This is a genomic window from Facklamia lactis, from assembly GCF_015863205.1.
Lineage (GTDB): Bacteria > Bacillota > Bacilli > Lactobacillales > Aerococcaceae > Facklamia > Facklamia lactis.
On the sequence record NZ_JACBXQ010000001.1, the window covers coordinates 184,704 to 196,147 of the forward strand.

Genomic DNA, 11,444 nt, shown 5'->3' on the forward strand with positions numbered 1-11,444 from the left:
CACTCTATTCTGTGAGAGAATCGAGTGGTTGAATAATTTGAATTATGCTGGCTTTATCTGTGGGATCATTTTATTTAAAATGGGATAGAGTAGACTAGCCATTAAACTTCCTAGTACTCCTTGTCCAATATTCATGGGTAGCCCTACGCTAGCAGCTCCTAAATCATATAAAAGAAAGTCGGTAGCAAAGTATCCTCCTGCCATGACAATCCCTGCAATAAGTGTAGCCATCCATTTAATATGGCATTTGTGAAAAAGGTAGCCTGCTAAAAAAGCCTCTATTCCTTTGACTGCAAATGTAAAAGGTGCATACATTGCATAGCCTGATAAAATATCTGCTAATGCAGAGCCAATTCCACCTACTCCAAATCCAATAAAGGGACCAAATAATAAAGAAGCGGTCATTAAAATCCCATCACCAATATTTAAATAGCCTTGACCATTTGGAATTGGAATTCTGACTAGCATGGTAAAAATAGTAGTAATGGCAGCAAAGATGGCAGCTAAAACTAGACCATGCGTTCTCGAAATTTTTTTCATTCTATCTATCCTTTCAGTATTATATTCACAATATACACTTTTTTAACTTCCTTTGAAAGCGTTATTTTGAAAAGTGTAACTCTTTCTTGTGAAGATTATGCTAAAATAAAAAGACTCTACGGAAAGGATTTATTGTATGAATCATTTTTTATTAATAGCATTAGGGCTTTGGAATTTTATTGTTTTTTTAAATTATGGTTATGACAAGCGACAGGCAAAATTGCAAGCTTGGCGTTTAAGTGAAAAGCATTTATTGACCATAACTCTCCTCTTTGGAGGGATAGGAGCTTTTTTTGCTATTCAGTTTTTTAGGCACAAAACTCAAAAATCGATTTTTCTTGCTTCTTCGCTTTTTTCTATATTAATCACTGTGGTTTTAATAGGTGTTATATATAGTAAATAAATAAAAATAAGCTAAGACTGTGCAGTCTTAGCCTATTTTTTTAGTTTTCGAGTTCAATTAGAAGGTCTCCCCCAGCAACTTGTGCTCCAACTTCTGCATAAATTGCCTTGATTTTTCCTTTTTTAGGCGCTTGGATTGAATTTTCCATTTTCATTGCTTCAGTAACCAATAAAACTTGGTTTTGTTCGACGTTATCCCCCACTTTTACAGTGACTGCTGCCACTGAGCCAGGCATTGACGCAGCAATGTGATGAGGGTTTCCTTTATCAGCCTTAGGATTTACCGTCATTTTCCCTTCAAAAGAAAGGTCTGGGATCTCAGTGCGATAGTTGAGTCCATTTATTTCAAAATGTACGGTTTTATACCCATCAGCTTTTGTTGGACCAATATTGATTAGTTCGATAACTAATGTTTTTCCTGGTTCTAATTCATAAGCAATAGTTTCATTAATCGCCATACCATAGAAAAAGATAGGCGTAGAAAGATTCCATATTAAGCCATTATTTTCAACAAAATCAATAAATTGTTGAACCACCTTCGGATAGAGGGCATAAGATAATTCTATAGTACCTGGAACCGGGACATATGAGGTTGAATTTAAATGCTTCGAAACCTTTTCAAAATCATAATCTTCTAGGAGTTCTCCCGGTCTAATCGTATAAGCTTCCTCCTGCTTCAAAACTACTTTTTGAAGCGCTGAATTCATTCCAGCAGGCGGTTGACCAATATCTCCTCGCATAAATTCAACCACAGATGCCGGAAAATCTAAGTGGTGACCTTGACTAATGACACTTTCTTCATCCAAATCATTTTGAACCATGAATAAGGCAAGATCTCCTACTACTTTCGAAGAAGGAGTAACTTTGGTGATGTCGCCTAATAGTTGGTTTACTCGTTTATACATATCCAAAACTTCTTCAAAGCGTTCACCTAATCCGAGTGATGAGGCTTGAAATTGGAAGTTGGTGTACTGTCCACCTGGCATTTCATATTCGTAGACAGAAGGCCAAGGGGATTTTAATTTTGATTCAAATGGCTGATAATAGGAACGCGTAACTTTCCAATAGTCTGCTAATTTTTCATTAGCTTTTATATTGGTCAAAATTTGTCGGTCAGTTCCCTGTCTTGTCACAAATAATGAAGAAGCGTTCGGTTGACTCGTTAGTCCAGAAAAAGCTTCATTTGCGACATCGACAATATCGACCCCTGCATCTATAGCTCTAGAATACATTGCAATAGCATTGCCAGATGTATCATGTGTATGCAAGTGAATGGGGATATTTATTTCAGATTTTAAAGCTTTAATGAGTTGGAAGGCTGCTTCAGGTTTTAGAATTCCAGACATATCTTTAATGGCTAAGAGATGGACACCTAAAGCTTCAATTTTTTTAGCAAGCTGGACATAGTAGTCTAAAGTATATATTTGAGAGCGATTAGGATCTAAAATATCTCCGGTATAACAAATGGTTCCTTCTACTAATTTACCTGTTTCTAAAGCTGCATCGATTGAGACTTTCATAGCTTCTAGCCAATTTAAAGAATCAAAAATTCGGAAAACATCTATCCCTTGTTTGGCGGATTCATGAATGAAGCGTTGCACAACATTATCAGGATAATTCGAATAGCCAACTGCATTCGAAGCTCTGAATAACATCTGCAATAAACTATCAGGCATTGTTTGACGGATGCGAGTTAACCGATCCCAAGGACTTTCTTTTAAGAAATTATAGGCAACATCAAAGGTGGCCCCGCCCCACATTTCAAATGAAAAATAATCGCTAAGTTCAGTATTCATATAAGCAGTAGCACCTAGCATATCAGTGGTTCTTAATCTGGTAGAAATCAGAGATTGATGAGCATCTCGGAGGGTTGTATCTGTTAGTAGAACATTTTTTTCTTGTAAAATTTGTTCAATAACAGCAGTTGGCCCTTGGTTTTCTAATAGAGATTTAAAAGAATCTTTGCTAAGAAGCTTTGAGTATGATTTAAGTTTAATTCTCTGAGCAAAATCAGGCTTCATTTCATTTGCGATTCCTGGGAAACCGTTGACCGTCACATTTCCGATATAATTGAGCAGTTTTGACCCTCTATCGCGAGAAGGAATAATTTCAAATAACTCTGGCCTTGTATCAATAAAGTTGGTGGAATATTCTCCAGTAATAAAATCCTCATGAAACATGATATTTTGTAGGAAAAGTAGATTAGTTTTTAAGCCTCTTACTTTTGTCTCACTTAGAGCTCTTCTCATCTTATCAATTGCGCCTTTAGGACTAGCGGAATAGGTAGAGATCTTAACGAGAAGAGAATCATAATAAGGTGATATTTTGGCTCCTGTGAAGGCGTCCCCTGCATCAAGACGAACGCCATAGCCACCTGGCGATTGATAGCCTGTAATGTTTCCTGAATCTGGTGCAAAATTATTTAAAGGGTCTTCTGTGGTAATTCGGCACTGAATGGCATAACCATTTAATGGAATCTCTTCCTGACTTGGAAAATCAAGGACTTCGTCATATAAAGATTCTCCATCTGCAATCAGAATTTGCGATTTTACAATATCAATGCCTGTGACTAATTCAGTAATCGTATGTTCTACCTGGACTCTAGGATTAACCTCAATAAAATAAAAGTTATCCTCTGTTACTAAAAATTCAACAGTTCCTGCATTGACATATTGAATATTTTTCATCAAATGAAGAGAAGCATCTGTTAATTTTTGTCTCATATTTTCTGGTAGATTAAAAGAAGGTGCCACTTCTACTACTTTTTGATGTCTTCTCTGGATGGAACAATCGCGTTCATATAAATGAATGACATTGCCGTAGTGATCACCGATAATTTGTACTTCGATGTGCTTAGGATTAGCAATATATTTTTCGACATAGAGCGCTTCATTTGCAAAAGATTTTTTTGCTTCGGACTTAACGCGCTCATAAGCATCGAGAAGTTGAGGATGGTTCTCAACAATACGCATTCCCTTTCCTCCACCACCCGAAACGGCTTTTAAAATGATTGGATAACCGTGTTCTTCAGCAAAAGCTTCTGCTTCTTCTATGCAAGTGATTTCTCCATCTGATCCTGGAACTACAGGGATTCCCGCTTGAATAGCTGTTTCTCGGGCTGAGGTTTTATTACCAAACATGTTGAGATGTTTAATATCAGGGCCAATAAAAATAATCCCTTCTTCTTGGCAACGTTTTGCAAAAGTTTGGTTCTCACTTAGGAAACCATAGCCTGGGTGAATGGCATCAACATTTTTTTCTTTTGCCAGCTCAATAATGCCCTCTATATCGAGATAGGCTTGAGTTGGGTCTAGCTCTTCTCCTATCAAGTATGATTCATCCGCTTTTTGGCGATGAAGTGTGCCAAGATCTTCTTTGGAGAATATTGCGACCGTTGAGAGATTTAATTCCTTACAAGCTCTAATTATACGGATTGCTATCTCTCCACGATTAGCAATTAAGACTTTTTTAATTTTGTTCATACTGATTCTCCTCTAGTTTATTCTTCGTTTCATTTATATTTCGCCGCATACTTCCTCAGGAAGACAAATTTTATATTTTGGATGATCATTATTTCTGGCTAAATACTTATGGAATGGTTTTATCTTACACTATTTTAATAAAGTTTTGTAGATCTAATCTAAATGACATTTTACTTCATAAATGTTAAAATTGAATATATTTGTTTGGGTTAATAAAGTTCTAAATAATTGGTGATTTCAATGATTTCAAATTCAAAGAATTGATCTAATTCATTTATGACTTTTTGTTTAACCTGATCAAGGTAGACTTTATCATTGCCGACCATTGCAATCCCAATCGTACTGTAGTTTAATAGATCGAGATGATCTATTTCTGAAACGGTAATAGGAAAGCGATGTCGGATGTGATGAGTGATTTTTTTTATGATTTTTCGTTTATCTTTTAATGAGTTGGAAAGATAGATTTTTATTTCAATTTTTAAAGCTAAGATATACATTGAGATGCTCCCATTAGAAAGGATTTTTAGATGTTAACGACAGAATGTGCTCGAAAAGTTTTAGAGGAAATAATTGCAATTTTTCCGGATGCTAAACCTGAATTAAATTTTTCTAATCATTTTGAATTGTTAGTAGCGGTGATGCTGAGCGCCCAAACAACAGATGTTGCGGTAAACAAAGTAACACCTGCTCTATTTGAACGTTTTCCTGATCCTCAATCTCTCACAAGTGTTAGCCCTGAAGAAATTATGCCTTATTTAAAAACTATTGGACTTTATCGTAATAAGGCTAAGTATTTATATAATTGTGCACAACAATTAGTTGAAAGACATGGAGGCAAGGTTCCAAATACTCGAAAAGAGTTAGAAGCACTAGCAGGTGTTGGTCGTAAAACTACAAATGTTGTGTTGAGTGTAGGTTTTGGGATCCCTGCTTTTGCTGTGGATACCCATATTCATCGAATTTGCTTACATCATAATATTGTGGATCCGGGGGCAAGTGTTCGGCAAGTTGAAGAAAGAGTGATGGAAGTCTTGCCTCCAGAACGCTGGACACAGGCACATCAATCACTCATTATTTTTGGTCGGCGGGTTTGCCATCCGCGGAATCCTAAATGTTCAGATTATCCTCAGTTATATCTTTGTACCGACGAAATCTAAATTATTGATCCGTTTCGGTAGAAAGATCCGCTATGTTTAAGGCCCTTAGTTTAGGGGTCTTTTTATATTGATGTTGACGCATACGTTTGAAGATTTGGTTTAGCATTTTAACCGCTTCTACGATATAGTTTCCTTTGTTTAACATGACACAGTCGGCCCTTGCTCCTTCAGCAGCGTCGGTGACTTCGGCCCTTGTTGGAATTCCAGATTTTACTAGATTAGCCAGGACCTCTGTTCCCCAAACGACAGGAACATCAGCTGCTTCTGCAATCCACATAATTTCCTGTTGAAGTTCAGCTAATCGAATATAACCGGTCTCAACCGCTAAATCTCCCCGTGCGATCATAATGGCAAATGGATTTCTGCCTGCAGCAGCATAAATGATCTCAGCTAAATTCTCGACAGCTTGGACCGTTTCAATTTTGGCTAAAATGGGCATGTCTTCAGCATATTCTCCCAGAACTTCATCGATTCTTTTTTGAATGTCTTGAATATCCTTTGGTGTTCGAACGAAGGAACATCCAACAACATCAGCATGCTCACAAGCAAAGGCAATATCTTCATGATCTTTATCGGAAATAATATCGATGTCAAAATGAGTCTGTGGAAAATTTAGTCCTTTTTCTGCTTTAAGTCGTACACCCGATCCCTTTGCTTTGGTTACTTTCAGTAGAGCCTGATTTTCTTCTATTTCAATCACTTCACATTCGACTGAACCATCGTCAATCAAGACAGGATCACCAATTGATAAAGCTTGGTAAATTGGCTGGATATCGCTACCAATCACGACTTTTCCTGGAAAGTTAAGGGGAAGTCTATCAAAGTTACCTGTTAAAAGAATTTCATCATTTTTTTGAACTTTTGGATTTTTATATTGGGTGAATATCCACTCTGTTCGTATTTTGGGACCGGCAATATCCATTAAGATCCGGATATCTTTTGCTTGATCAGCCGCTACGGATTTGATGTTTTGAATGATTTGTGACCAAATTTCTGGATTATCATGAGCACAGTTTATTCGAGCAATATTCATTCCAGAGTCAATCAGATTTTTTACGAGTTGACGATCATTTGCTGCTTCGCTTGGCATCGTCACCATAATCAATGTGTTTCTTCCCTGTGTTTTCTCACCGAGAATCGTAAAGACGTTGCGATCAAGTTGGTGATCTCCACGAGTGAAAGCATTGAGATCAGGTCGAGGAAATTCTGTTTCGGTTTCTGATATAGAAGCGAGAGAGTGTATGACCGATTGAAGTGTTCCGATTGTTTTATTTTCTAGCCTTCCAAGTGAAGAGATTCCTAATGGAACGAGTTCAGCTTGTAGTTTACGTAAATCATAGTTTCTTAATGCGAGATAGTAACTTAAATTATGGGCACTCTCTTTAAAGCTTGCTCTACTAACTTCTTTGGCAAAGACAGAGTAATATTGGTCGCCTTTTTCTTTTACATCTTCATAGAGTTGAGTCATTTCGGTTAAAAGGCGTCTGGCTTCTTTCTTGCGATATTCTTCAGGCATTTTTCTCCACCTACCCTTTCCATTATTGAGTAAAGTATAACAGATTCAATCAAATTTTACTTTGATTAATCATTGAGTTGATGTTGATTTAAGTTGACATTTTTACCTTTTTCAAAACCATCATGATAAGCATGATTTTCTCGATTTAATTTTGGCTGACTAAAAGAAAGTCTTCCTGTTATTTCTTGATGAAATTTATCTTCAACCTCTTTTGGTGTTTTAATGATTAGAGCATACTTTTCATTTTCTTGTCTCATTGCTTGCATTTGTAGGTTAAATTTTTCTTTGAGGCCATCCATAAAGCCTTGATAATAAGATTTACGAAGGTTAGCTTTGTCAGGATTTCTCATCTCTACTTCATTGAGTTGCTGGATATGTATTTTAGAGTAATATTTCATTGTATCTGCTGCTAGATGAAACATTTCGTAAGCAAGTTCAACATCTTCTGGATACCCCATAAGAACAATTTTTCTTTGAACAGAATTTTGATGAGGTAAGCGATTGCTCTGGATATAGAACATACATCTAAAGTTATCAGCAATGATTCTAATTAAAGATTTTTCCCACCAATATAAACGCTTGTATACGGAGAGAGATTTAAGAACAATTTCTTCTTGAACGGTATCTGAAAGATTGTCTTGAGATATTCGATGTTTCAACATTAATTTTTGTGCCATTAAAAGAGCCGTTTGGCTTTCTTCGTCATTTCCGCCATCTTCTGCAAGAGAAAGTAAATTTTGTATTTTGGCTAATATTTTTTGATTGATTTCGGACAATTCTTTCCCCAACTTTCTATTAGCGATTATCTAATTGATTAATAATTTTTAGCATCCGCTCGGGAAGTGGACTAGTGAATTTCATTGCTTCCTGACGCGTTGGATGATAGAGTTGTAACTCTTTAGCGTGGAGTAATTGACCTTCTTTTAATTGAGTAAATTCACCAGTCATATGTTGTAAATGACGACGATATACTGGATCTCCAATAATAGGATGTCCAATTGCCTCCATATGGATTCTAATTTGGTGCGTTCGGCCAGTTTTTAACTTTACTTTAACAAGGCTGGCGCTTGGCCATCTCTTAAGGACTTCAAAATCAGTAATCGCTTCTTTTCCATTTTCATCTACGTGCCAGCGTAAACGATTAGAAGGATCTCTTTTGACTGGCATTTCAATATGTCCTGACTCTTCTTTTATTACACCATTGACGAGTGCATAATAGGTTCGTCCCATAGTATGATTTTCTAATTGTTTGGCTAATTCAGCATGAGCCAGGTCATGCTTAGCTACTACTAATAAACCAGATGTATCTTTATCAATTCGATGAACGATCCCTGGTCTAATATTAGTATGATCGCTTGATAAATTATCCTTTAAATAGGCATAAAGACCATTCACAAGTGTTCCTTTTGGGTGTCCTTTGGAAGGATGAACGACTATTCCAGCTGGTTTATTGATAACAAGAATAGCATCATCTTCATATTGAATATCTAATACCATTTTTTCAGGAATTAATTGAATAACTTCTGCCTCTTCTTCTATCATGTTAACTTGGATGACTTCATTGCCTATTAATTTATAATTGGCTTTTTCTATTTTTCCATTTACCGTTATCTGCTGGTCCTTGATCAATTTTTGAATAGAGGAACGGCTCATGTCTTCTAAATAGGACTGAAGAACTTTATCCAACCTTCCCCCATCTGATTCTTTATTTTGTAATTGAATTTCAATGGTGCTATTCATTTATAATAACTCCTCTACATCATTATCAAATAATACTATTAATAGTAAAAGTATTATGCCTAGAGCCAGGGCCAGATCCGCTATATTAAAAATAGGGAAATTTATAAATTCTAGTTTAAACATATCGACCACGTATCCTATTCGTAAGCGATCAATCAAATTACCGAGAGCACCACCTAATAGGAGTCCATAAGCAAGTTGGACTAGTGGTTTCTGGTGACGATTTCGAATGATAAGGTATAGAAGATAACCGCTAACTAGTAGAGAGATCACCACAAGGAATGGAATTTTTCCATCCAGTATCCCCCATCCTGCTCCTTTGTTTTGAATATAGAACCATGAGAACACACCAGAAAGGGCTTCTTTCTGTTCATAGAGATCGAAGTTTGTTAATATCCAATATTTTAAGCTTTGATCAGCCAAAAGGATAAAAAAAACGGTTAAAAAGGCAAAGATCATTGTCTACTCCTTGTCTAAATTAGTAATAGTTTGCTATAATATTTGTGTTTATAATACTTCTTATTATATACTATACTCGTTATTAATATCAATTTAGATAAATCATCTATAGCGATTAAGGAGAACAGATGAAAAATAAGAAATTAATCCTTCTTGGAATAACCTTAATACTACTAAGCGGCTGTGGCAATTCGATCGAGCGCGCTAGCAGAACAATCGGTTTGATCCAAGAAAATGTCACCAATATTATCGGTAAGATTAGTGAAGTTCAGAATCAAGAATCTGACTTACAAGCAGATTTTGAAGAGACACTGAAAGAAAGTGATGATCTGTCGGCTTTTGCTAAAGACACCAATCCTGTAATTGGAAATATTCAAGAAAGAGAGCAACTTTTAACTGATATTGATAGTAGCCGTCAAGACTTATTGGAATTAATTGAAGAGCTAAATCAAATACCTGAGCACAAAGATTTACCCGATGAACAAACCCAGAAAGTGATTGAATATATTCAGGCCTTATGTGAGGACCTTGAATTATATGTTAGTAATTATCAAGAGAATTTAAAAGTAGAAGCTGACACCTTTAAATCTGTAGCCAATCCTGAGATTAATCATGAATCCTTCTTTGGGGTATTTGATAATATCAATGATTTAGCCATTGAAAATAATATCAATTTAGATGCTGTTTTAGGTCACTTTGAATCTTTAAACGTTTTACTTGTTAATTTAAAAGTTTATCTTGTGAATCTGACTGATAAATAATCGATAGTGAAAGTGGTGTTTTTTTGAAAAAACAATCCTATAAAGGAATAATTTTATTATTTACTTTATTCTTATTATCTGCTTGTAATCTTAAGGCAGAAAAAGAAGAAACAGTTGAAACTTATGACTTGCCGACGGTAGAAATGGATTATAGTGATGAAGAGATTGTAGCATTCAATAATCGGGTTAACCAAGGAGAAGCCAATCAATATGAAGGCTTAAATATTCATAATACCCCCCTCTTAACGGCACCTGAGGAGCTTCCTCCAGCCCTCTTTTATGATTCGGGGGTCAACATTCCTTATCCTGAGGAAGGGGTAAAAGGGGTTTATGTCCCCGCCTCTGTTTTAGAAGATCCTGAGTACTATCAACAATTGCTTGACTATGTCGATCAAACCGCTTTAAATGCCATGGTCATTGATTTTAAAGATGACCTTGGGCAAATTGTTTCTGATGTTGACTCTGATAACAAGTTGGTAAATGAAAATTCGATCGCTTTGGTTGATTTCAAGAAAATATTAAAAGATTTAGAAGAACGACAGATTTATCCGATTGCTCGGATTGTTACCTTTAAGGACAACCTATTATCTACTTCTCATCCAGAATACTCTTTTAAATCAGCTGAAGATGGTGAAATCTGGCAAGATGGTAATGGTGCTCAATTCATTAATCCTTTTATGCAAGAAGTATGGGATTATAATGTTGCAGTGGCGATTGAGGCTGCTAAGATGGGATTTAAAGAAATTCAATTTGACTATATCCGTTTTCCGGAAGGTTTTGAAACTTTTTCAGATACATTGGAATACAACTTAGGTGATTATGAAGCCTATGTGACGGATGATCCAGAGCTATTTGGTCAGGAACGCGTCTATGCGATTAATGATTTCCTAGAATATGCCAATGAAAGAATCGCTCCTTTTGGAGCCGATGTTTCAGCCGATGTTTTTGGTTATACGGCTATTGCGGGAGATGCAGCCGATGTACGAGGGATTGGTCAGAACTTCTCACAAATGGCAGAGCGTGTGGATGTGATATCCTCTATGATCTACCCTTCTCACTGGGATTATGGCTTTTTTGGTCTAGAGTCGCCTGATTTGTTCCCATATGAAGTTGTCGATCAATATATGTATACCGAAAAAGAATTACTATCTAAGGTGACCAACCCGGCAACTAGTCGTCCTTGGCTACAAGATTTTACAGATTCGGGATTGGATCCTGGTACTTATCAAGAGTATGGCGCTCAACAAGTCCAAGAACAGATTGTTGCTTTACATGAGTATGGAATTCATGAATTTCTGCTTTGGAATGCAGGAGGCTTTTATACAGAAGGCGTTGATTATGCCCCTGAAATTACAGGAAATGAGTTCTATTATTAGCAAAAAAACTT

11 protein-coding genes are annotated in these 11,444 nt (G+C 36.3%); 4 read left to right on the plus strand and 7 right to left on the minus strand.

What is annotated here, in order from left to right; all coding sequences use genetic code 11:
- Positions 1-42: 42 nt before the first annotated feature.
- Positions 43-540: an ECF transporter S component gene (locus HZY91_RS00870; RefSeq protein ID WP_197113699.1), complete on the minus strand. Its 498-nt coding sequence runs from the start codon at positions 538-540 to the stop codon at positions 43-45.
- Positions 541-676: 136 nt separating this feature from the next.
- On the opposite strand from HZY91_RS00870, the gene HZY91_RS00875 reads away from it, so the two are divergent.
- Complete coding sequence (locus HZY91_RS00875) at positions 677-943, plus strand: DUF1294 domain-containing protein (protein WP_197113702.1); 267 nt, start codon at positions 677-679, stop codon at positions 941-943.
- 40 nt (positions 944-983) lie between these two features.
- On the opposite strand, the gene HZY91_RS00880 is transcribed toward HZY91_RS00875, so the two are convergent.
- Together HZY91_RS00880 and HZY91_RS00885 are read right to left on the minus strand one after the other, a co-directional pair.
- Positions 984-4,424, minus strand: coding sequence for a pyruvate carboxylase (locus HZY91_RS00880; protein ID WP_197113705.1), 3,441 nt, complete (start codon positions 4,422-4,424; stop codon positions 984-986).
- A gap of 209 nt (positions 4,425-4,633) precedes the next feature.
- Entirely contained in the window at positions 4,634-4,921 is a 288-nt protein-coding gene (locus HZY91_RS00885) for a DUF503 domain-containing protein (protein ID WP_197113707.1), read from the minus strand.
- A gap of 30 nt (positions 4,922-4,951) precedes the next feature.
- Here HZY91_RS00885 and nth point away from each other — a divergent pair, with 30 nt between their 5' ends.
- Entirely contained in the window at positions 4,952-5,581 is a 630-nt protein-coding gene (gene nth / locus HZY91_RS00890) for an endonuclease III (RefSeq protein ID WP_197113710.1), read from the plus strand.
- Position 5,582: 1 nt separating this feature from the next.
- On the opposite strand, the gene HZY91_RS00895 is transcribed toward nth, so the two are convergent.
- From HZY91_RS00895 to lspA, 4 genes are all read right to left on the minus strand, one after another.
- Complete coding sequence (locus HZY91_RS00895) at positions 5,583-7,097, minus strand: pyruvate kinase (protein WP_197113713.1); 1,515 nt, start codon at positions 7,095-7,097, stop codon at positions 5,583-5,585.
- Between the two features lie 65 nt (positions 7,098-7,162).
- Positions 7,163-7,873: a DUF2786 domain-containing protein gene (locus HZY91_RS00900; protein WP_197113716.1), complete on the minus strand. Its 711-nt coding sequence runs from the start codon at positions 7,871-7,873 to the stop codon at positions 7,163-7,165.
- 19 nt (positions 7,874-7,892) lie between these two features.
- Positions 7,893-8,837 (minus strand): RluA family pseudouridine synthase, encoded by a 945-nt coding sequence (locus HZY91_RS00905; protein ID WP_197113719.1) that lies wholly within the window; start codon positions 8,835-8,837, stop codon positions 7,893-7,895.
- The gene (gene lspA / locus HZY91_RS00910; RefSeq protein ID WP_197113722.1) at positions 8,838-9,296 is read right to left on the minus strand and encodes a signal peptidase II; all 459 of its coding nucleotides are present in this window, start codon (positions 9,294-9,296) and stop codon (positions 8,838-8,840) included.
- A gap of 128 nt (positions 9,297-9,424) precedes the next feature.
- Here lspA and HZY91_RS00915 point away from each other — a divergent pair, with 128 nt between their 5' ends.
- Both HZY91_RS00915 and HZY91_RS00920 read left to right on the plus strand, forming a co-directional pair.
- On the plus strand, positions 9,425-10,057 hold the full coding sequence (locus tag HZY91_RS00915) for a YkyA family protein (RefSeq protein ID WP_197113725.1): 633 nt from the start codon (positions 9,425-9,427) through the stop codon (positions 10,055-10,057).
- 23 nt (positions 10,058-10,080) lie between these two features.
- Complete coding sequence (locus tag HZY91_RS00920; protein WP_218957721.1) at positions 10,081-11,433, plus strand: putative glycoside hydrolase; 1,353 nt, start codon at positions 10,081-10,083, stop codon at positions 11,431-11,433.
- Positions 11,434-11,444 lie beyond the last annotated feature (11 nt).